Annotated in this window: 20 protein-coding genes and 1 pseudogene; 13 read left to right on the forward strand and 8 right to left on the reverse strand. The window is 63.9% G+C overall.

What is annotated here, in order from left to right; translation table 11 throughout:
• Positions 1 to 220 precede the first annotated feature (220 nt).
• The 9 genes from QX132_RS11890 (at position 221) to QX132_RS11930 (ending at position 8,197) form a co-directional block, all read left to right on the forward strand.
• Positions 221 to 808, forward strand: coding sequence for a nodulation protein NolW (locus QX132_RS11890; RefSeq protein ID WP_316161249.1), 588 nt, complete (start codon positions 221 to 223; stop codon positions 806 to 808).
• A gap of 61 nt (positions 809 to 869) precedes the next feature.
• Positions 870 to 1,082, forward strand: coding sequence for a hypothetical protein (locus QX132_RS11895; RefSeq protein WP_315715064.1), 213 nt, complete (start codon positions 870 to 872; stop codon positions 1,080 to 1,082).
• 326 nt (positions 1,083 to 1,408) lie between these two features.
• Positions 1,409 to 1,861 (forward strand): hypothetical protein, encoded by a 453-nt coding sequence (locus QX132_RS11900; RefSeq protein WP_316161250.1) that lies wholly within the window; start codon positions 1,409 to 1,411, stop codon positions 1,859 to 1,861.
• Between the two features lie 225 nt (positions 1,862 to 2,086).
• Entirely contained in the window at positions 2,087 to 2,269 is a 183-nt protein-coding gene (locus QX132_RS11905) for a hypothetical protein (RefSeq protein ID WP_315797225.1), read from the forward strand.
• 106 nt (positions 2,270 to 2,375) lie between these two features.
• Positions 2,376 to 3,365 (forward strand): FHA domain-containing protein, encoded by a 990-nt coding sequence (locus QX132_RS11910; RefSeq protein ID WP_315784308.1) that lies wholly within the window; start codon positions 2,376 to 2,378, stop codon positions 3,363 to 3,365.
• A 69-nt stretch (positions 3,366 to 3,434) separates the two neighbouring features.
• A complete protein-coding gene (locus QX132_RS11915; RefSeq protein WP_316161253.1) occupies positions 3,435 to 5,435 on the forward strand; it encodes a flagellar biosynthesis protein FlhA in 2,001 nt (666 codons plus the stop codon).
• A gap of 76 nt (positions 5,436 to 5,511) precedes the next feature.
• Complete coding sequence (locus tag QX132_RS11920; RefSeq protein WP_316161254.1) at positions 5,512 to 6,204, forward strand: tetratricopeptide repeat protein; 693 nt, start codon at positions 5,512 to 5,514, stop codon at positions 6,202 to 6,204.
• Positions 6,205 to 6,311: 107 nt separating this feature from the next.
• Entirely contained in the window at positions 6,312 to 7,553 is a 1,242-nt protein-coding gene (locus tag QX132_RS11925) for a type II and III secretion system protein family protein (RefSeq protein WP_316161255.1), read from the forward strand.
• Positions 7,550 to 8,197 carry a hypothetical protein gene (locus QX132_RS11930; RefSeq protein ID WP_316161257.1) on the forward strand — a complete coding sequence of 216 codons (648 nt, stop codon included), beginning with the start codon at positions 7,550 to 7,552 and terminating at the stop codon, positions 8,195 to 8,197. Before QX132_RS11925 ends, QX132_RS11930 begins: the two co-directional genes overlap by 4 nt.
• Positions 8,198 to 8,495: 298 nt before the next feature.
• Here the strand turns inward: QX132_RS11930 and QX132_RS11935 are convergent.
• Positions 8,496 to 8,901, reverse strand: a pseudogene (locus QX132_RS11935) (tyrosine-type recombinase/integrase); the annotation flags it as partial.
• 222 nt (positions 8,902 to 9,123) lie between these two features.
• On the opposite strand from QX132_RS11935, the gene QX132_RS11940 reads away from it, so the two are divergent.
• A complete protein-coding gene (locus QX132_RS11940; protein WP_316161258.1) occupies positions 9,124 to 9,798 on the forward strand; it encodes a hypothetical protein in 675 nt (224 codons plus the stop codon).
• Positions 9,799 to 9,811: 13 nt separating this feature from the next.
• On the opposite strand, the gene QX132_RS11945 is transcribed toward QX132_RS11940, so the two are convergent.
• From QX132_RS11945 to QX132_RS11960, 4 genes are all read right to left on the reverse strand, one after another.
• On the reverse strand, positions 9,812 to 11,008 hold the full coding sequence (locus QX132_RS11945) for an acyl-CoA dehydrogenase family protein (RefSeq protein ID WP_316161259.1): 1,197 nt from the start codon (positions 11,006 to 11,008) through the stop codon (positions 9,812 to 9,814).
• Between the two features lie 105 nt (positions 11,009 to 11,113).
• Positions 11,114 to 12,127, reverse strand: coding sequence for a formamidase (locus QX132_RS11950; RefSeq protein ID WP_316161260.1), 1,014 nt, complete (start codon positions 12,125 to 12,127; stop codon positions 11,114 to 11,116).
• A 133-nt stretch (positions 12,128 to 12,260) separates the two neighbouring features.
• Complete coding sequence (locus QX132_RS11955; protein ID WP_315773272.1) at positions 12,261 to 12,824, reverse strand: TetR/AcrR family transcriptional regulator; 564 nt, start codon at positions 12,822 to 12,824, stop codon at positions 12,261 to 12,263.
• Between the two features lie 13 nt (positions 12,825 to 12,837).
• Positions 12,838 to 13,299 (reverse strand): nuclear transport factor 2 family protein, encoded by a 462-nt coding sequence (locus QX132_RS11960; RefSeq protein WP_315756784.1) that lies wholly within the window; start codon positions 13,297 to 13,299, stop codon positions 12,838 to 12,840.
• A 275-nt stretch (positions 13,300 to 13,574) separates the two neighbouring features.
• Here QX132_RS11960 and QX132_RS11965 point away from each other — a divergent pair, with 275 nt between their 5' ends.
• Together QX132_RS11965 and QX132_RS11970 are read left to right on the forward strand one after the other, a co-directional pair.
• Entirely contained in the window at positions 13,575 to 15,164 is a 1,590-nt protein-coding gene (locus QX132_RS11965) for an ATP-binding protein (protein WP_315773274.1), read from the forward strand.
• A gap of 89 nt (positions 15,165 to 15,253) precedes the next feature.
• The gene (locus QX132_RS11970; protein WP_316161261.1) at positions 15,254 to 15,814 is read left to right on the forward strand and encodes a hypothetical protein; all 561 of its coding nucleotides are present in this window, start codon (positions 15,254 to 15,256) and stop codon (positions 15,812 to 15,814) included.
• Positions 15,815 to 15,841: 27 nt separating this feature from the next.
• On the opposite strand, the gene QX132_RS11975 is transcribed toward QX132_RS11970, so the two are convergent.
• Positions 15,842 to 17,203: a UDP-N-acetylglucosamine-peptide N-acetylglucosaminyltransferase gene (locus QX132_RS11975; RefSeq protein WP_316161263.1), complete on the reverse strand. Its 1,362-nt coding sequence runs from the start codon at positions 17,201 to 17,203 to the stop codon at positions 15,842 to 15,844.
• Positions 17,204 to 17,356: 153 nt separating this feature from the next.
• Complete coding sequence (locus QX132_RS11980) at positions 17,357 to 17,620, reverse strand: hypothetical protein (protein ID WP_315773280.1); 264 nt, start codon at positions 17,618 to 17,620, stop codon at positions 17,357 to 17,359.
• A gap of 331 nt (positions 17,621 to 17,951) precedes the next feature.
• Between QX132_RS11980 and QX132_RS11985 the strand changes: the two genes are divergently transcribed.
• The gene (locus tag QX132_RS11985) at positions 17,952 to 18,773 is read left to right on the forward strand and encodes a porin family protein (RefSeq protein ID WP_316161265.1); all 822 of its coding nucleotides are present in this window, start codon (positions 17,952 to 17,954) and stop codon (positions 18,771 to 18,773) included.
• Positions 18,774 to 18,852: 79 nt separating this feature from the next.
• Here QX132_RS11985 and QX132_RS11990 read toward each other — a convergent pair whose 3' ends face one another.
• On the reverse strand, positions 18,853 to 19,977 hold the full coding sequence (locus QX132_RS11990) for an ABC transporter permease (protein WP_315784333.1): 1,125 nt from the start codon (positions 19,975 to 19,977) through the stop codon (positions 18,853 to 18,855).
• Position 19,978 lies beyond the last annotated feature (1 nt).

Genomic DNA, 19,978 nt, shown 5'->3' on the forward strand with positions numbered 1-19,978 from the left:
CGGGGCAGAGCATAATATTTTCCTAATATATTCTCCGACGCACCCGCGACCGCTGTGATTGAATGAGACGAGCTGATAGCAACAAGTACATGTGAGTCTGCTCGTGGGTACGCGCGATCAACTACACGATTGCCACGATTGTTCCGCGACAAGGTCGCACGAAGGCCACGTTTTCCCATGCGACCATTTGGCATCTCGGGTTCTGGTCCCATTGCGCAGCGTGGCTGCGATCGCGACCGTCTGCCTGACGCTCTCGGCGGCTGCAATCCACACCACGTCCGCAGACGCGGGTGAACCTGCTTGGCCGACCGAGTCCTACAGGTACACCATCGTCGACCAAGACCTTGGCAGCGTTCTTCAGGAATTCGGACGGAATACCGGCCTGCGGTTAGAGCTGAGCCCGGACGTACGGGGACGTGTGCGCGGGCCTCTGCCTGAACTCAAGGCCAGAGAATTCATCGAGCATCTATCCCGAAACTACGGACTCGACTGGTATTTCGACGGCTTCCGGATTTATGTCACCAGCAACAAGGAAGCTTCGAGCAGGCTCGTTCAACTCGGTGCCGTGCCGCTCCAGCGTCTCGAAGCCGCACTTCGCGATCTCGCGCTCTCCGACGCGCGATTCTCACTCAGATCCATCAAGCAGGCCGACATGGCCCTGGTCTCGGGTCCCCCGCAATACATCCAAGCGGTGGAGCGTACGCTCGCAGCACTGCAGCCTCGAGCTGACCAGCCATCGTCAGTCACCGTCTATCGCGGGGAGCACGTCCAAGTGGTCAAGCTCAACGCCCCAGGCGACGTGCCATGACGCAAATCAACGGGTTCGCAAGTCCTGCCAGATCGACCGGACGGATCAAAGGAGTGTCAGAATGGCCGTAGAAGCATCGAGCATGACGACCGCGACGGCAAGCGCCCCGAGCAGCAGCGAGGCAGTCTCGGCTGAGGATCAGGCAAAGTTCGAGGAGGCGTTTCTCAGCGCAATGCCGCAGGCGGCCGCGTTCATGCTTATGACTGTTGCTCAGGACGGCATTCAGGAGATGGCATCCGTCGGCGACGAGAATAGTGCAACCCCGGATCCGTGACGGAGCATGCCGACCGACGCCTCGTTATACCCTTTGCTCAGAACAAGACAGATAAGACATCGGATCGCAAACAAGGAGAGAGTTGCATGTCTAGGGTCAGCTCCCACGCATCATCCTCACGTGAAGCTCACACCGGTCACATGATGGGTCCGCACGGACACGCGTCGTCCTGGCCCGGCTTTGCAGGATTTCAGCCCACGTCCGGCGGGTCGTCAGCTCATCCGGCTCATCGCTGTGATGCGGGGGATTGGTGGCAGTCGTCGATGCCGCCCGCTTCGCAGCAGCAAGATCCGCGGACGTCTTCCATAGCATCGGATGTTCTTGGATTGGTCGCGGACGCAAAGACACCTGCAGACAAGGCGGCTCTGATCTCGGCGGCCATCAGCATCCTGAGGGGCGGACCGGGCCAGTGCGACGCGCGGAACAACGGCCGCGTTGCCAAGATCCTTGGTGACCTGACCCATCAGATCACGAATTCCACTGGGCCCAGCGATCCCGCCAAAGGTCAGCTGCTCGACGGGATCGCGAAGATCCTGAAGCAACTCGTGTCCGGCCCATCCCATCAACCCGGCGCGAACAGCTCGATACTCAAGACGCTGAATCAGCTCGTCAGCCAAGTCTCAGAGGCAAAGGGCCTTGACCAAGCGACGAAGAACAACATCCTCGACAAGCTTTCCTCGATCATTCTGCAACTCGCAGATTCAAGCTCGGGATCGCCATGCGACCGCTCCGCGGGACACCTCTCGGCCGACAACCATATCACCGACAGAGCTGAGTAAAGCAACGCGGCCTCATTCTCGCAACGCGACGAGAGCGATGAGACCAGGACGTTGAAGGAAGCCGCGAGAGGCGCACCTCGCAAGGTGCGCCTCGGGACGGGATCCAAGCCGCCGCTTCAGCCGAGAGGTGATCAGCGTGGACAACGCGAACGATCACCTCCCGGCTGGAGGGCATTCCCCGACAGCCCAATCCTCAACGCAACACAAACATAGAGAGATAAAGCGATGTCCCATTCAACAGGCTCCGTTTCTTCGACGACGTCATCGAACTCGAGCATCGACAGCGCGATCGCGAAGATGAAGAGTGCCTTCGACGAAGCGATCAAGACGAATGCCGAGATCACGACCAAGAAGACGCACTGGGGATCGATCGAGACGGTCGCGCAGCAGCGCCCGAACGTCGGCTGATCCCGCGATCGCCCTCGGACAGCTACCAACCGCTTACGGCACGGGGCGTTCGTACCGAGCGCTCCGCTGCCAACATGGCTGCTAGGTCCTGATGGAGAGGCAGAGAATGCCGGCATCACCGTCCCCATTCGAACTCACGATCCGATCGGGCCTTCATGCCGGCGTCCGGCAAGAACTCGACGCCGGGACCTATCTGGTGGGTCACTCGATGGACGCCGATGTCGTTCTCATGGATGACTGTCTGGCTCCTTTGCACGCGCGGTTCGCGCTAGAGGCGGACTGTTGCGAAATCGAAGGCACCGCGGATAATGTTCTGCTGAACGGCACCCTGCTCGGTGCCGGAGAAGCACGGATCAGTCGTTATCCGGCCGATGTCGTTCTGAATGGAATTCAGCTGCGCTGCACCCGCAAGCGCAGAACGACCCGCTATACCTTCTTGAGGTATGGACTCGGCACCGCCGCGATCCTGGTCTGTCTAGCCCTGCTTCTGCAGGGATTTCCCGCTGGTGCGGACAAGGTGCCCGGCGATGGCGGCTATGCCACAGCTGAGCGGCTGAGATCCCCGCGCTGCGACTCCGACTGTTCGACGAAATATCCGAGCAGGCACGCGCCCAATTCGCCCGCCCCCACCCTTACCCCCGCATTACTGCCCGGCCAAGACAGAACGGGACGGGCCGGCGCGGAGCCCGGCGCGCCGGTGGCGGATTTGAACGGCGCGGCGGACGCGCTGCGCCAGCGATTGCTGACTGCAGGCCTCACGACCGTCGAGATTGTCAGCGACTCAAACGCCATCACGGCGAGAGGAAACATTGAACCCGCGGCGTTAGGCAAGTGGCGCGACATTGAGCGATGGTTCGACGGCACGTTCGGCATTGCCATCGTGTTGACGAGCCAGGTTGAGGCGAAATCTGTAAAGCGTAGCGCCCCTTTGACCGTTCAGGCGATTTGGGCCGGAAATGGGCCGTATGTCATTGATGGACGCGGTCAGAAACTGTTCGCAGGCGCCGTTATCAGCGAAGGGTGGATCGTCGATCGAATCGAACAAGACCGGGTCGTATTGCGTCGCGGCGCAGACCTGCTCGCCGTGAGCTTGTAAGACCATGCCGCTCTGCGTTTCGATCAATGTGACGAAGGTCTCGATCCCGCTTGGATGGAACCGCAGACTATGACGGCCATTGTCGAGAGCTTGACCCGCTGGTCGAACGACAAGCGCGAGCTTCTCGTCGTCATCCTGATCGTCAGCACGATCATGGCGATGATCCTGCCGATTCCGACGGCGCTCGTCGACGTCATGGTGTCCGTCAACATCGGCGCGTCGATTCTGCTGCTGATGGTGGCGTTCTACTTGAACGCCGCGGTCGAATTCTCCGCACTTCCGGCAATCATTCTCATATCCACGGTGTTCCGGCTCTCGATTTCCATCACCATTACGCGCCTAGTGCTCAGCCAGGCCGATGCCGGATCCATCGTTCAGACCTTTGGCGAGTTCGTCGTTTCCAGCAACGTCGTGGTTGGGCTCGTAGTGTTCCTGATCATCACGATCGTCCAGTTCGTCGTCATCACCAAAGGATCTGAACGGGTCGCCGAAGTTGCTGCCCGATTCACGCTCGATGCGCTGCCAGGCAAGCAGATGAGCATCGATGCCGACCTTCGCAACGGTGACATCAACCAGGCCGAGGCCCGGCGCCGCCGACGCCGGCTGGAGCGCGAGAGCCAGCTCTACGGAGCGATGGACGGTGCCATGAAGTTCGTCAAAGGTGATGCGATCGCCGGTCTCATCATCATCGCCGTCAACCTCGTTGGCGGCATCGTTGTCGGCACCGTGCAGCATAGGCTGCGTATCAGCGAAGCGATCCAGCTCTACTCGTTGTTGACGATCGGCGACGGCCTGGTCTCCCAAGTCCCGGCGCTGTTCGTGTCGATGGCGGCGGGAACGGTCGTGACCCGGGTTGCGACAGAAGCGCCGAGCAATCTTGGTTCCGAGATCATGGAGCAGATCACGTCGCAGCCGCAATCCCTGCAACTGGCCGGTCTCATGATGCTCGGGCTGGCGTTCGTACCGGGTTTTCCGGCGCCGATTTTCCTTTTTATGGCCACCGTGTTCGGCGGCTCCGGCGTTGCGATGCTCTTGGCTCGGCGGCGCGCACAACGAACCTCCGGCACGGCGCAACGGTCCGACCCGTCAGAGCCCGCGAGAAGTTCGCGGATCGCTATCCCGGTGGCTAAGTCTGCACCGATCATGATCCTCGCGGAAGCCGCCTTGTGCGATGAACTGCGGAGAGCCGGTATTCATGATCGGATCAGGCGGACACGACAGGACGTGGCAGACTGGCTCGGATGCGCCTGTCCAGGGGCGGCAGTCGACGAAAGCAGCGCCCTGGCGCCCGGTCATTTCAGGATCGAGCTGCATGGCGTGCCTCTTCTGCTCTCGTCAGGTGAACTGGATCAGCCGGCAACCCGAACGGCGGGGGGACCGGCCATCTCCGCAGTCGATGCCGAGCTGCGGCGCGTTCTTGTCCGCTATGCGCCGGAGTTCCTCGGCATACAGGAGACCAAGCGCCTGCTCAACCAGTTAGAGGCTGACTACGCCGACTTGGTGCGCGAGGCCTTGCGTGTGGTCCCTACACAGCGCATCACCGATGTCCTTCGCCGGCTGCTCGACGAGCGGGTCTCCATCCGCAATCTGCGGCTGATTCTTGAGACGCTGGCCGAGTGGGGAATGCGGGAGCAGAGCAGCGTCATGCTGGTCGAGCACGTGCGGCTGGCGCTGCGCCGGCAGATCTGCTTCGAAAGCTCAGGCTTTGATCGGACCTTGCGCTGCTTCGTGCTTGATCGACGGACAGAGGAAGCGATCCGAACGGCCGTGCACGCCCTCGATGAAAACGCTCAGACGTCTCTCGATCCTGCCGTCAGCACGCGCCTGCTTGATGCGTTGACCCGGCAGCTTGCCGACGTCGATCATCTTGCCGCATCGCCGAGTATTGTACTGGCCTCCGCCGACCTGCGCCGGGTGGTCTGGACGCTGCTTGCGCCGTCCGGTCTCAATGTGGTCGTGCTCTCCTATCAGGAAATCTCAAAGGACTTTCGGGTCGAGCCGATCGCCGTCCTCGGATTGGATGAATCACGCGAGCAGGCTGAACCTTCCCCGATCCCGGCGATGCAATGAACCAGTCAACCCGCGACGACACCTGCGAGGTTTCGAGACCTGAACTATAAGACAGTGCAATATCCGTAGGAAGTACATGCGTAGCTCTGAAGGCCGGGAAACCGCGTTCAACAACCATCTGAAACCAAGTGCTGGTGTTTGCAGGCGAATGGCGCTGGCTGGCAGCATCGCCGGTCTGCTCTGCGCCTGTTCGTCGCTGAGCCCAGACATTGGCGGACCGGTGCCGACGCCCACGACCGCACGCGCCTCGGTCGAGGGTCGCAATCTCCCGGCCTCCACGGCAGCCGCAGCAGCTCCCGCCAACCAAGTCGCCGGGATGGAAGACAAGGACGATCGAATCAGAAAAGCGCGAAGCGAGCTCGCCAGACATCAAGCCGAGCCCGCCCTGGCAATCTTCACCAGCGTGCTCACCTCGGACCCCGAGAACATTCCGGCGCTCAACGGCCTCGGAGTGGCTCTCGACATGCTCGGCCGCCATGACGAAGCTCAGACAGCCTATCGTCAGGTGCTCGCAATCGCTCCCGCCGACATGATCGCAAGCAACAATCTGGGCCTGTCGCTTACCTTGACGGGCCGGTACGCCGACGCGATGACGGTTCTGCGGCCGATCGCGCTCGGTGAGAGCGCCTCGCCTCGTGCACGCCAGAACCTCGTGATCGCTATGGCGCTGAGCGGAGATCGCGATGGCGCCGCCAGGCTTGCGCGGGTCGACCTTCGGGAAGAGGACGTGAGGCTCAATCTCGAGATGCTCTCGGCGATGCGGCGCTGACGATGGGACCGTTTCGAATTTCGCCATCCGCGTGGCTGACCTCGATCGTGGTGATCCTTACGATGCTGGTTCATTGCGCGCCGGCATCATCCAACGCGCGGCAACAGGTGCGGATCTACGCGTCTCAGGGCGAGATGCTGACCTTGCCCCGTCCGGCTTCCAAGGTCTTCGTCGCCGAGCCGGCTGTTGCGGACGTCCAGGTCGCGGCCGCCAACCGCGTCTTCGTTTTCGGCAAAAAGCCCGGCCGTACGACGCTCTTCGCGCTCGACGATTCCGGCGCGACCGTCGCGACGTTCCGGATCGCGATTGCCTATGACGAGAGTGATCTACGGCAGCTGCTGCGAGCTCAATTCGCAGACCTCGACGTCAGGCTGTCGCGGACGCCGCGCGGCGCGGTGCTGAGCGGGCTGGTGCCCAACGCCGACATCGCCGAGAAGGTCCGCTCCACCTGCGCGCAGTTCCTCGGCGAGGACGAGGTGCTGCTCAATCAGTTGAAGATCGGCGGTAGCACGCAGGTGAACCTGCGGGTCCGTATTGCCGAAGTCTCGCGCAACGCGGTGAAGCAACTCGGCGTCAACTGGGAGGCCGCAGGCTCGGCCGGTGGCTTCAGCTTTGGGCTCTCGTCGGCGGCCTCAGGCAGGATCAATACGCCAGCGAACGGCAGCTACAGCGTGACTGCCATCGTGGATGCGCTCGCTCAGGAGGGACTGGTTTCAATCCTGGCAGAACCGACGCTCACCGCTGTTTCGGGTCAGAAGGCGAACTTCCTGGCAGGCGGCGAATTTCCGATCCCCGTCGCCCAAGGGCTGGACCGCATCTCGATCGACTTTCGTCGCTACGGCGTGGGACTGGAGTTCACACCGACGGTGCTCTCCGATCGTCTGGTCAACCTGCAGGTCAAGCCCGAGGTCAGCGAGCTCTCGAACGAAGGCGCCCTGATCATGAACGGCGCCCGCGTCCCGAGCCTGATTACCCGGCGGGCGGAGACCACAGTCGAGCTCGGCAGCGGGGAGAGCTTCGTAATCGCCGGACTACTGCAGAACAAGTTCAACACCGGCCTGGACATGTTGCCGGGGCTGGGCGACCTGCCGGTACTGGGGGCTCTGTTCAGGTCGACACAGTTCCGGAAGAACGAATCCGAACTGATCATCATCGTCACGCCGACGATTGTTCGGCCGATCAGCGAGTCGGCGCGCATACCTGTCCCGACCGACTTCGTCGGGCCACCTTCCGAGCTGGAGCGCATCATATTCGGCCGTCTTGGAACGACCCGCCCCGGGGCAGGCCCGATCGAGGTGCCGGTGCCGGGCCGGAGATTGCGTGGCGATGCCGGCTTCCTGATCGAATGACGGTCCTCCAAGGAGCGATAAACATGGCACCGATCAGAAGCGGCCTCGCCATCGCCCTCGCGGTGCTGGCTGCAGGCTGCGCTGTGGACCGGACGGCACCGCCACCGCAGCTCGCAGGTGAGACCGTTCATTACGTCTACGATGTACCTGCAGGACGCTGTTCTACGGCGAGCTCCGGCGTCGAACACTTCGTGGCCGCGACGGCGAATGGCCGCCCTGAAAGCGTCCGTGCCTGGATCGAAGGACCGCCGGGGCCATGCACGGCGGCGATCGAGCATTCCATCATCCGAGCCGGCGTGGATCGCTCCCACGTCAGGCACGACGTTGCCTCGGCAATGCACCACGCGACGCGTGTTCACATCGATCGCCTGCTCATCAGCTCCGTTCGCTGCCATCTGTCGGATGGCTTCAATCGCGGCATCTTCGCCGACAATGCTGCCGATCCGGCCCTCGGCTGCAGCACGGCTGCGGCCTTTGGCGGCATGGTTGCGGATCCGGAGGATCTTCAAGCCGGAAAAGGACGCAGCCGCGCGGAAGGGGAACCGGCCACCCGCGCGGTCGCGAATTTGCGCGGGGAGCAACCAACCCGTGCCGAACCAACCGGCGAGGACCACCCGCAGACCACGGCTCATCCCGCGCAATGATTGTTCAAGCCGGAGAGCTCAGCCGTCGCCATTCCGACCTGGAGAGACCTCAGCGTCGCACGTTGCTCAAGGATAAAGCGGAGGCGATGGTGCCGTTGATCCGCAGATTTCTTGATCGCAAAGCCCCCGGAGAGCTCAAATTTTTTCCTGCGAAAGAGGTCGGGGGCGAAGTATCCAGAGCAGGTACGCCTCCGACTTCCACGTGAAGACGCGGTCGGGTTCGAGACAGCGGATCTCGACGTCGCAGCGTCACGGCGCGCTGGCTCAGCTGCCAAGTTGTACGTGTTGGATTACGCGGCTAAGTCGCTCTCTCCCTCGGTCTCTTCGAGTTCACTGCACGAAGAAGCCTCTGTAGGAAGCGGACGAGAGCGGCTTTTCGAGAACTTCGGTCCAAAGCATGCGCCGTTTGGTTAAAATCCGTTCCGTCAAGGAGGCCTTGAATGTAGCCAGAGATTGTGTCTGCCGCCATGGTGAGCGCCGTATCAAGCGTATGGATGTACTTGCTGGTCACCGAACCTTTGGCATGCCCACGAGCGCAGCAATGGCTACCTCGGTAGAGCCGAGGTCGTTGGCGATACTCGCGAAGCTATGACGTAGAACGTGCGGGGTGATGTCCCATAGCGGGGAGTGTTCAAAGATGTGCTTCCATTGATTGGGAAGCTGCCGAACGCATTGTCATCGCCTTGCCCCGGGAACACGTATGTGCAGGAAGTATCTTTTCGCTGGCGCGAGCATTCTGATCGTCGCGTGCCACCATCGCAGCAGCCCTAGGGCGGCATGAAGATGTGCCGCGTTGAACCATCTCGATCTTCACGGCCTGGAGCAGCGGCGATAGCGCAACGTTGCGCTCAGAACCATAGCGCAGACTCCAGTACGCGCGGCGAGAGGTTGACCGGCGCGCCGCAATCCTGCAAGAAAGCGACACGATGACGACCACGCCCTTGATCCTGCCGGACGATGCCGAGGGACGCTGGCTCCTGGTCGTGGTCGGTCGTCTCGATGGAACGTCGCTCCCCCCCAAAGGACTCTTTTTCGAGCCTGTCCGCGGCGACATAGATGACATCGGCTTTTGCAGCGGCCTGGATCGGGCTTTGAAGCAGCGACCGCCGCGCCACGACATCGTCCCTTACGATCACATGTGTTCGGACCGCTTCTTCTTTTTTCGGCCGGACGAGAGCGGCAGCGCACTGGGCAGCGTCGAGGTGAAGGAGGCACTGGTCTACGATCAGTACATGCGCGGCGACATCGACTTCATGGGCTTCAGGGTGACCATCTCGCTACGAGAGCGGGCCTACCAAGCCTATCTGAGTCATGTCGGCTTGATGCGGCAACCTGAGCTGCGCGATCGCGAGTCCTGGGATGGCCGCCTTCTCTTCCGCATCCCCTCGCGTCCTTTCGCGTTTCCCATGCCGCGCGGAAACTCCGATCCGTGGACGTTCGGAAAACGGGTGGTCGACCCATTGCAGGTGATCGCTCGGTTCGCCTTCGACGAGATCGAAATCCAACTGCTGCGTGACGACCGAGGCCGCCGCGTGACCATGGGCGAGGCTGCGTGCGACAGAGATCCCGGCTGGCAGGCGCCCTTGCGTCTGCGGGCCTGACGCGCAGCGCGCCTCAGCCACGCACCACGCCGGCCCGCGCCTTCAGAAACTCGCGCGCGACGATCAGCTTCTGCACTTCGGTCGCGCCTTCGTAGATGCGCAGCGCGCGGATCTCGCGGTAGAGGCTCTCCACGATCTCGCCCTTGCGGACGCCGCGGCCGCCGAACATCTGCAAGGCGCGGTCGATGACGCGCTGGGCGGTCTCGGTGGCGGCGAGCTTGGCCATCGCCGCCTCGCGCGTGGTCGGCAGCTTCTGCACGTCGCGGCGCCAGGCCGCGCGGTAGGTCAGCAGCGCCGCGGCATCGGTCTCGGTCGCCATGTCGCCGAATGCGGCCTGCGTCATCTGCAGGTCGGCCAGCGCGCCGCCGAAGATCTGCCGGCTCGAGGCATGCGCCTGCGCCTCGTCGAGGGCGCGGCGACCGAAGCCGAGGGCCGCAGCCGCCACCGAGGCACGGAAGATGTCGAGCGTCTGCATCGCCAGCTTGAAGCCGCCGCCGGGCGCGCCGAGCTGGCGGCTGGCCGGGATGCGGCAATTCTGCAGGCGGAGCGTCGCCAGGGGATGCGGTGCGATCACCTCGATGCGCTCGGCGACGGAGAAACCGGGATCATCTGGAAACACGACGAAGGCGGAGATGCCGCGCGCGCCCGGCGCCTCGGCGGTGCGGGCGAACAGCGTGTAGACGTCGGCGATCCCGCCATTGGAGATCCAGGTTTTCTCGCCATCGAGCACGTAAGTATCGCCGTCCAGCCGCGCCGCGCAGGCCATCGCGGCGACGTCGGAGCCCGCCTCCTTCTCGGACAGCGCGAAGGCCGCGAGCCATTCGCCGGAGCGCACCTTGGGCAGCACGCTGGCACGCAGCTCCGGCGAGCCGCCGAGCGCGATCGCGCCGGAGCCGAGGCCCTGCATGGCGAAGGCGAAATCGGCGAGGCCGTCGGCATAAGCGAGGGTTTCGCGCGACAGGCAGATTGCGCGCGAGTCGATCGCGGTAGCGTCCGCGTCCGGCGCGACGACCGCGCTGTCGAGCAGCCCGGCTAGGCCGAGCGCACGCACGATCTTGCGGCAGGCGGAATCGACGTCACTGTGATCGACATCGTCGAGGCTGCCCGAGCCGACGAAGCGATCGAGCGCCTCGCACAGCCGATGATGCCGCGGCTCGAAGAACGGCCAGTCGAGCCAATCGCGCGGGATCACCTTGGCCGATGCACTCATGATGGACCTGTCCGCCAGATTATTTTAAGTATAAAATAATTGGCAATCGATCGGCTTGTCAAGGTTCCGGCAGCGTCATCCGCGACCCGCCGCGTCCGGTGCGCTTCACTCCGCCGCCTTGCCGAGCTTGCCGCACACGCGCGTCGGCGCCGGGAAGCCGCAGGACGTGCCGTCGGTGATCTTGACCTGATCCTCCCACGGCAATCGATAGGTGCCGGCGACCATGTCGTGCATGAAGGTGTAAGGGCAGTCCATCGCGCCGCCTTTCACCGCGACATAGCCGCGGTGCCAGAGCTGATAGATGTTGTTCTCGACGCCCCAGTTGATGCGGGCCTCGCGCACGAGATCGGGGCGCACCTCGGCGGTGATGATCTCGTCGGGCCGCCCCGTCGTGCCGTGCGCGAGAATGCTGCCGTCGAAATTGACGATCATGCCTTCGCCCATGGAATCGAACGAGCCATCGGAGCCGCACATGCAGACATTGGCGGTGACCATCAGGTTCTGGAACGCGTTGGCCTGGTTGGTGAAGCGCCAGCTGTCGCGGATCGGCGCGGTGTAGCCGGCGGTGCGGATCATGATCTCGGCGCCCTTGTAGGCGCATTCCCGCGCCATCTCCGGGAACATGCCGTCATGGCAGATGATGAGTGCGATCTTGGCGCCACGCGGTCCCTCGATCACGGGGATGCCGAGATCGCCGGGCTCCCACGGCTCGACCGGAATCCACGGATGGAGCTTGCGGTAATACAGCTTGATGTCGCCGTGGTCGTCGATGATCAGACCCGAATTGTAGGGGTTGCCGTCGGGGTTGTGCTCCATGATGGAGAAGCAGCCCCAGATCCTGTTGTCGATGCAGGCCTGCCTGAAGGCTGCGACCTCAGGCCCGTCGCGCCGGCACATGATCTCCGGATTGGTGTCCATCGACAGGCCGTGCAGCGAGTACTCGGGGAAGACGACGAGATCCATGGTGCCGAGATTGCGCCGGGCCTTGCCGACCATCCAGACGATCTTCTCGGTCTGCCGCGCGAGGTCCTCTTTGGTCGCGACCACGGGAAGCTGAAGCTGCACCAGCCCGATGACCACGCCGTTGTCGGATTTGTTGAGACCACCTAAGCCGTTCATGCCGGACCTCCCAGAATGTCGCCGCTGCGCGAGACGTTGCCCAAGACAACCACGATTTCACGAGAGTCGCGCGCCGATATTTCAGCCCGCCATTTGCCGCTTGCGGAGGCAGACGCCGCCGGCGTTTCGGGAGTCAGATGACAGATGATCGTTGCAGGCGCGCTTGGAACCGGGTCAGCGCGCGGCCGAAAACGGCCGCATCACCGGTCGCGCGCGCCAGCACCAGTGCGCCCTGGATGCCGAGCACCACCTCCTCGGCGCTATCGGCGGCCCGCGCCGCCGGCCAGCCGCCGCGGACCAGCGCCTCGCGCAAGGCCTCGATCCAGCGCGTGAAGTAGCTGGCGATGGCGGCCGCGAAACGATCCCGCGTCTCGTCGAGCGCAAACGCCCCGACCAGGCAGACGCGGCGGCCGGAGCGGAAGTAGTCGTCGACGCCGCGCCACATCCGCGGGATCGACTGCTCCGGCGGATCATTGCGCAGCGGCGCATAGATCTCGCGCTCGAACCAGGCGTCGACATGCGCCAGCACCGCGCGCCCCATCTCGTCCTTCCCGCCTGGAAAGAAGTGATAGAGGCTGCCTTTGCCCAGTCCCGTCGTCTCGGTGATCCGGCTGAGCGAGGTGCCCTCGAAGCCGAACTCGCGGAACACCTCGGCGATCAGCGGGATGACGTCGGCGCGCTCGTTGAGCGTCCGCATGGCTCTGCCTGCTTCAAAGTCCCAATTCGGTCAGGCCGGGATGATCGTCCGGCCGGCGCCCGAGAGGCCAGTGGAATTTGCGATCGTCCGCCTTGATCGGCAGGTCATTGATGCAGGCGTAGCGGCGCTGCATCAGCCCCTGCGCATCGAACTCCCAGTTCTCATTGCCATAGGAGCGAAACCAGTTGCCGCTGTCGTCGTGCCACTCATAGGCGAAGCGCACCGCGATCCGGTCGTCGCTGTGGGCCCAGATCTCCTTGATCAGGCGGTAGTCGAGCTCCTTGGCCCATTTGCGGGTGAGGAAGGCGACGATCTCGGCACGGCCGGTGATGAACTCGGCGCGATTCCGCCACCGGCTGTCGGGCGTGTAGACCAGCGACACGCGCTCGGGGTCGCGGCTGTTCCAGCCATCCTCGGCCATGCGCACCTTCTGGGTCGCGGTCTGCAGCGTAAACGGCGGGGCGAGAGTGCTCACGGGACATCTCCTTGTGTACCAACTCGCATACTCTGTACCGATTGGTACAGATCGTCAAGCCGCTTATATCGAACGGAGCGCCCGACACAAGCTCGGCCGTACGCAATCCGCGTCGACGCGCGAAGCCTATGCCTGCGGTGCCCCTCTACCGAATGCGCGCGCCGCGACAGTCAGAACCCTTGTGTGCTCAGCGGAAATTCGATGTTCTACTAAGGGAACCGACCGCGCCGCGGGGGCGACACGGTCCGTCGGCTACACTTTTGAGGATATCGGACATGTCGATGCTCACGCCGCATGGCGAGTGCCTGCTGTGGACACCTGAGCTGATCTGGGTGAACACGGTGTCCGACATCCTCATCTCCTTCGCCTTCTTCACCATCGCGTTCGTGCTCGCCTTCATCGTCTATCGCCGCCGCGACTTTCAGTTCAGCTACATCTTCTGGGCCTTCGCGCTGTGGGTGTCCGTCTGCGGGATGACACGACTGATCGAGGTGCTCACGATCTGGGTTCCGGCCTACAGCCTGGAGGCGGCCACCAAGGGCTTCCTGGCCTTCATGTCGATCGGCATCGCCTCGGCGCTGCTGCTGATGCTGCCGCGGGTGCTGACGATGCCGTCCCGCGCCGAGCTGCGTAACGCCTATGCGCAGCTCGAGGAGGAGACGCGGCAGCGGCGCACCGCCGAAGCCATGGTCAAGCGCTTCCAGGAGATCGAGGCCACCGAGGCGCAGGTGCGGCAGGCACAGAAGATGGAAGCGATCGGTCAGCTCACCGGCGGCGTCGCCCACGACTTCAACAACATCCTGACCGTGATCACCGGCACCATCGAGATCCTGGCCGACGCGGTGAAGGACCGTCCGCAGCTGGTGCAGATCACCAGCCTGATCAACTCGGCGGCCGCCCGCGGCGCCGATCTCACCCGCCATCTGCTCGCCTTCGCCCGGCGCCAGCCGCTGCAGCCGCGCAGCGTCGACATCAACGGCATGGTGGTCGACACCGCCCGCCTGCTGCGCCGGACGCTCGGCGAGCAGATCGAGATCGAATCCATGCTGGCGCACGATTCGGCGCCGGCCATGATCGACCCCAGCCAGCTGTCGACCGCGATCCTGAACCTCGCGCTCAACGCGCGTGATGCCATGCCGGACGGCGGCAAGCTGACCCTGGAAACCAAGAACGTCCTGCTCGACGCCGCCTATGCGCGCATGAACCCGGAGGTGATCCCCGGCAACTACGTCATGATCGCGGTCAGCGACACCGGGGAGGGCATCCCCGCCAACCTGCTCGACAAGGTGTTCGAGCCGTTCTTCACCACCAAGGATGTCGGCAAGGGCGTCGGCCTCGGGCTGAGCATGGTCTACGGCTTCGTCAAGCAGTCCAACGGACACATCAAGATCTACAGCGAGCCGGGGCACGGCACCTCGGTCAAGCTGTACCTGCCGCAGGCCAATACCGATGCGGATGCGGCACTATCGACCGTCAGCGCCGAGGGCATGGAGCGCGGCGACGAGACGATCCTGATCGTCGAGGACGATTCGCTGGTGCGCGAATATGTCATCGCCCAGATCAAGCGGCTCGGCTACACCACGCTCGCGGCCAGCAAGGCCGACGAGGCGCTCGCCCTGATCGATAGTCCGGTCCGCATCGACCTTTTGTTCACCGACATCATCATGCCCGGCGGCATGAACGGCCGCCAGCTCGCGATCGAGGCGCTGAAGCGGCGTCCCAGCCTCAAGGTGCTGTACACGTCCGGCTATACGGAGAACGCGATCGTCCACCACGGCCGCCTCGATGCCGGCCTGCTGCTGCTCACCAAGCCGTATCAGAGCGCCGATCTCGCACGCATGCTGCGGACCGCACTGAACTCTTGACCGTGCGATGCGCGACGCATGATCCGGCTTGCGGGCACGCGCGTTTCCGGGCGGTGATGCGCACCTTCTTGCGGAGCTGAGGGACTTGAATGGCCGAGATGTTTTCACGCGGGCTGGCCGCCGTGCAGGCCTATGCGTCGGCCGATGACCCGCAGTCCGACATCGCCGCCAAGGTCGCGTTGGTCATCGTCTCCAACCAGCCGTTCTATCCGCTCTATCTCCATGCCATCGTGGGCACGGCGGCGTGGCCGGCCTGGCTGACGCTGCTCACGGCGCCATTGTTCGCCAGCGCGCCTATGCTCGCGCGGCGCAATCCGTTCGCCGGCCGCGCCCTGATGGTCCTGACCGGCACGGTCAACACGGTGTTCTCCGTCAAGCTGTTCGGCGTGCAGAGCGGCGTCGAGCTGTTCTTGCTGCCTTGCGCCCTGCTCGGCGCGCTGCTGTTCCGGCCAGCGGAACGCCTGATGTCGTTGCCTTTGTTGGGACTGCCATTCGTGTCCTATCTGCTGATCGATCCCCGCCTTGGCGAGCCGCTGATGAAGGTCGCCGACTCCCATTTCGCGTCGCTCGTCGCGATCAACGCGACCAGCGTCGGCGCGCTGACGGCCCTGATCGGGATCCTCGCTGCCGCACGCATGGCGGCGCAGTAAGGCGCAGCAAGCCCACCTCGTCCCTGCTCAAGACTTCGACGCCCAGATCGGCCCTGGCGCGCCGCCGCTGCGGCGGCGGTGCCACATCTGGTCGTAGAGATCCTGCAGCGACCGGGCATAGGCGGCAGCGTCGAACAGCGGCGCGGCCAGCCGGTTGCGCCAGAGCCTGGCCTTGGCCGCCTGCAGCAGATCCGGCTCGGCGGCGAGCGTCAGCGCCACCGCCAGATAGTCGGCCTCGTCCGATGCAATGAGCTCGGGACATCCGACCGCATGTAACAGGCTGCCGGCGACCCGCGAGGCAAACGTGTGCCCGGCGCAGCTCACGATCGGCACGCCAGCCCACAGCGCGTCGCTCGCCGTGGTGTGGGCGCCATAGGGCGCGGTGTCGAGCACGAGATCGGCGAGCTGGAGTCGGCGCAGATGCTCGCCTTGCGTCGCTTCCGGCGCGAACACCAGGCGACCGGGCGCCACGCCGCGCCGAAGCGCCTCGCCGCGCAGATTGCCCTCGGCCCGATCGGACGCCAGCAGCCACAGCACGCTGTCCGGCGTCGCGTCGAGCAGGCGGCACCACAGGTCGAACACCGCGGGCGTGAACTTGTAGGCCTGGTTGAAGCAGCAGAACACGATGCCGGCGTCCGGCAGGCCGACCTCCGCACGGGTCGGCGCCGGGCCCAGCGCCGCCCGGCCGTGCGGCTGGTACGAATGCGGCATGTAGGCAAAACTCTCCGAATAATCGGCCGCAAACGCCAGCGGCGTCATGAACGGATCGGTGATGATGTAGTCGCAGAGGTCGCCGCCCAGCGTCCCGGGATAACCGAGGAAGTTCACCTGGACCGGCGCCGGATGCAGCATCAGGATTCCGGTCCGGGCACCGCGCGTATAGCCCTTGAGGTCGACCAGAATATCGATCTGCGCGGCATGCACCGCGGCTGCGGCGGCGCTGTCGCTCAGCGCGGTCACGTCATGGAAGCCGTCGAAGACGGCGTGCAGCCGGCCCCGCATGGCGCCGCGATCGTCGGCGCCGAATGAGAAGGCGTGCAGCTCGCAGCGATCGCGGTCATGCGCCTCGAGCACTTCGATCAGCAGATGCGCCGTGGCGTGGTCGTGGAAGTCGTTTGAAAGGTATCCGACACGAAGCTTGTCGCGGAATGTCAGATCGAAGCGAAAATCCAGCCGCGCCCGCTCGGCGCTGCTGGCGGCGATCCGGTCGCGAGTCCACAACTCGGAGCAAAGGCGATGCTCGCCGGCGCTCATGCCGGGCACCGAGAGCAGCAGGAATGGCGGAATCTGCCCCGATCTCGCCTGCGCCAGCGACAGCCGGGCATCGGTCGACGACCGGGCGAAATCGTCCCAGGCACACATGCCGCGGTCGCGCCCGAGCGATCTCATTCAGGTCCATCCTTGGCGGAGGCTGAAATCAGACCCAGCAAGTCCTGCGCCAGACCCCGGCCTGCAGATGAAATGGAGGCGCGCTGTGACAACTCCCTCGCTGTAGCTCGGGCGCCGATCGCGCCGCGGGAATGACGCGCTGTGTCCGAAGAACTACGCGGCCGCCATCTGCAGGTGCGACGGCCGGGAGGAGGCTCCGTGATGGCTCATATTGTAGTTGATGTTCGCCGGCGGTTGCGACGGCGCCTGGCGAGCGACGAAATAATCCTCGAGCTCGGCGACCGCACGGCTTTCCCATTCGGCGGCCTGCATCAGCAGCGAGTCGCGCTGATGCGGGCGAAATGCCGCGGTCTGGCGGTACAAGGAGGCGATGGTCCGATAGCGCCTTACGTTCTCGAGAACCGCTTCCCCGTTCATGATGCACTTCCCTCTCCGTCCTCCAGGACGCGCCGAAGGTGCACGTGCGCGCTTTGCGAAATCGTTAGCGGGCGGGACAGCGTGTCCGGATGGTTGGCGAATCGTTGCCTAACGCACTGCGGCGGATTGTCCGGTTCGTGGAAAGAGGTCGGTATCAGTTGACCGCCCATCCGGATTTACAATGACTTAAGGTTAAGACCATACGCGCAGAAAGTGACGCCGTCACAGACACCTACGATCACGAGTGTTGTAGTTGGACTACAGCCTAACAGGCCGAATTGTGAGAAAAGCTTGTCTCAATGTTGCGCATTTTAATTGAGGATTGTGACCGATGAAGACCCTTGCCTCAGCCGTCTCTTTGCTCCTCGCCAGCTCGCTCGGCGCATTCGCCGCGGATCTGCCGGCCCGCTACACCAAGGCTCCTCCCCCGGCCGTGATCTACAATTGGACCGGCTTCTACTTCGGCGGCAGCGTCGGCTACGGCTGGGGCCGGTCGAACTTGAACACGACGCTGGACCAGACCAGCAGCTGGGCGGTCGAAGGCGCCGCCTTCCAGAATCAGTTCGTCAACATCAGCAACAACCGGCTCAATCCAGCCGGCGTGCTCGGCGGTCTGCAGGCCGGCTACAACTGGCAGAGCGGCGCCGGCGTCTTCGGCATCGAGGCCGACATCAACGGATCGGACCTCAACAAAAGGACGGTCTACACGGCGGCCAACCCACCCACGACCCGCACCTTCAACGAGAGCATCCGGAACGACTGGTTCATGACCCTGCGCGGCCGCGCCGGCTACGCGGTCGATACAACGCTGTTCTACGTCACCGGCGGTCTCGCCGTCGGCAACGTCAAGGGCAGCTGGGATCTGACTTCGACGAACGGCTACACCAAGACCGCCTCGGCCAACGAGACGCGAGTCGGCTGGACGGTCGGCGCCGGTGTCGAGCATGCGTTTGCGCCGAACTGGACCGTCAAGGCTGAATATCTCTACACCGACCTCGGCAGCATCAACTACACTTCGGCCTACGTCCCGGGCAGCACCTTCGCCCCGCCCGGCTCGAACTACGTCGAGCGCCTGTCCCAGGACTTCTCATTCCACACGGTCCGGGTCGGCGTGAACTACAAGTTTGGTGGCCCGGTGGCCGCGCGCTACTGATCGCCGTCATCCATAGCGACGCCATTCAAGGAAAAGCCTCGGCCAGTGCCGAGGCTTTTTTGTTGGGGTCGAGGGCAGGTCAGGCCGCCGCGATCGCCGCCCGGAAGCGCCGCAAGGTCAGCGCCAGGACCACGGCGCCGATAGCGGCGACCGCAGCGAATTGCGGCCACACCACATCGATGCCGGCGCCGCGATAGAGGATCGACTGGGCGAACGACACGAAATGCGTCGACGGCGACGCCTTCATGATCGTGGCGAGCCACACCGGCTGGCTTTCCACTGGCGTCATCCCGCCAGACAACAGGTTCATCGGCACGGCGACGAGGATATAGAGCAGGCCCAGCTGGGGCATCGATCGCGCGATGGTGCCGAGAAACAACCCGACGGCGGTCGCGAAGAACAGATAGAGCACGGTGCCCACCATGAACAGCGGGATCGAGCCCATGATGGGCACGTGCAGATACCACCGCACGACGGCATAGAGCGCGATGGCGACGGCGACCGCGATCACCAGCGCGTTGGCCCAGATCTTCGACATCGCGATCTCGAATGGCGACAGCGGCATGACCAGCAGATGATCCATGGTGCCATGCTCGCGCTCGCGCACCAGCGCCGCGCCGGCCAGGATGATCGCAAGCATGGTGACGCTGTTGATGATGCCCATCACGCCTTCGAACCAGGCGGTCGTGACATTGGGATTGAACGCGATCCGCGTCACCAGATTGACCGGGGAGGGCGAGGATGTCTCGGAGCGGGCCACGAACCAGGCGACCTCGGTGTTGATGATCTGCAGCGCATAGCCGGATCCGATTCCCGCCTGGATCATCGCGGTCGCATCGACGTTCAGCTGCACCGACGGCCTCCGCCCGGCAAGGACGTCGCGCTGGAAGTTCGGCGGGATGTCGAGCACGAACGTGAAGCGGCCGCTGTTCATGAGCCGCTCCACCTCGCCCTGGCTGATGTAGACAGGCGGCTGGAAGTAAGGCAGCTGGAATACGCTGGCGATCCGACGCGACAGCTCGGAGCTGTCCTCATCGACGACGGCGATCGAGGCGCGATGCAGCTCCTGCGAGCTGCTCTGCGCCTGGCTGATCACCGCCACCGTGAACGAATAGATCACGAGCCCGATCAGCACGACGTCGCCGAACAGGCTGCGCAGCTCCTTGGTTCCGAGCCAGAACACGTTGGAGAGCGAGCGCATCATG

It is taken from the genome of Bradyrhizobium sp. SZCCHNRI20481, assembly GCF_032485055.1.
Taxonomy (GTDB): domain Bacteria; phylum Pseudomonadota; class Alphaproteobacteria; order Rhizobiales; family Xanthobacteraceae; genus Bradyrhizobium.

Bases quoted from the DNA above. Each gene is read 5' to 3' on its own strand.
- QX132_RS11895 (WP_315715064.1), top strand. From the start codon at position 870: ATGGCCGTAGAAGCATCGAGCATGACGACCGCGACGGCAAGCGCCCCG.
- QX132_RS11905 (WP_315797225.1), top strand. From the start codon at position 2,087: ATGTCCCATTCAACAGGCTCCGTTTCTTCGACGACGTCATCGAACTCG.
- QX132_RS11910 (WP_315784308.1), top strand. From the start codon at position 2,376: ATGCCGGCATCACCGTCCCCATTCGAACTCACGATCCGATCGGGCCTT.
- QX132_RS11915 (WP_316161253.1), top strand. From the start codon at position 3,435: ATGACGGCCATTGTCGAGAGCTTGACCCGCTGGTCGAACGACAAGCGC.
- QX132_RS11920 (WP_316161254.1), top strand. From the start codon at position 5,512: ATGCGTAGCTCTGAAGGCCGGGAAACCGCGTTCAACAACCATCTGAAA.
- QX132_RS11930 (WP_316161257.1), top strand. From the start codon at position 7,550: ATGACGGTCCTCCAAGGAGCGATAAACATGGCACCGATCAGAAGCGGC.
- QX132_RS11940 (WP_316161258.1), top strand. From the start codon at position 9,124: ATGACGACCACGCCCTTGATCCTGCCGGACGATGCCGAGGGACGCTGG.
- QX132_RS11945 (WP_316161259.1), bottom strand. From the start codon at position 11,008: ATGAGTGCATCGGCCAAGGTGATCCCGCGCGATTGGCTCGACTGGCCG.
- QX132_RS11950 (WP_316161260.1), bottom strand. From the start codon at position 12,127: ATGAACGGCTTAGGTGGTCTCAACAAATCCGACAACGGCGTGGTCATC.
- QX132_RS11955 (WP_315773272.1), bottom strand. From the start codon at position 12,824: ATGCGGACGCTCAACGAGCGCGCCGACGTCATCCCGCTGATCGCCGAG.
- QX132_RS11965 (WP_315773274.1), top strand. From the start codon at position 13,575: ATGTCGATGCTCACGCCGCATGGCGAGTGCCTGCTGTGGACACCTGAG.
- QX132_RS11970 (WP_316161261.1), top strand. From the start codon at position 15,254: ATGGCCGAGATGTTTTCACGCGGGCTGGCCGCCGTGCAGGCCTATGCG.
- QX132_RS11975 (WP_316161263.1), bottom strand. From the start codon at position 17,203: ATGAGATCGCTCGGGCGCGACCGCGGCATGTGTGCCTGGGACGATTTC.
- QX132_RS11980 (WP_315773280.1), bottom strand. From the start codon at position 17,620: ATGAACGGGGAAGCGGTTCTCGAGAACGTAAGGCGCTATCGGACCATC.
- QX132_RS11985 (WP_316161265.1), top strand. From the start codon at position 17,952: ATGAAGACCCTTGCCTCAGCCGTCTCTTTGCTCCTCGCCAGCTCGCTC.
- QX132_RS11990 (WP_315784333.1), bottom strand. From the start codon at position 19,977: ATGATGCGCTCGCTCTCCAACGTGTTCTGGCTCGGAACCAAGGAGCTG.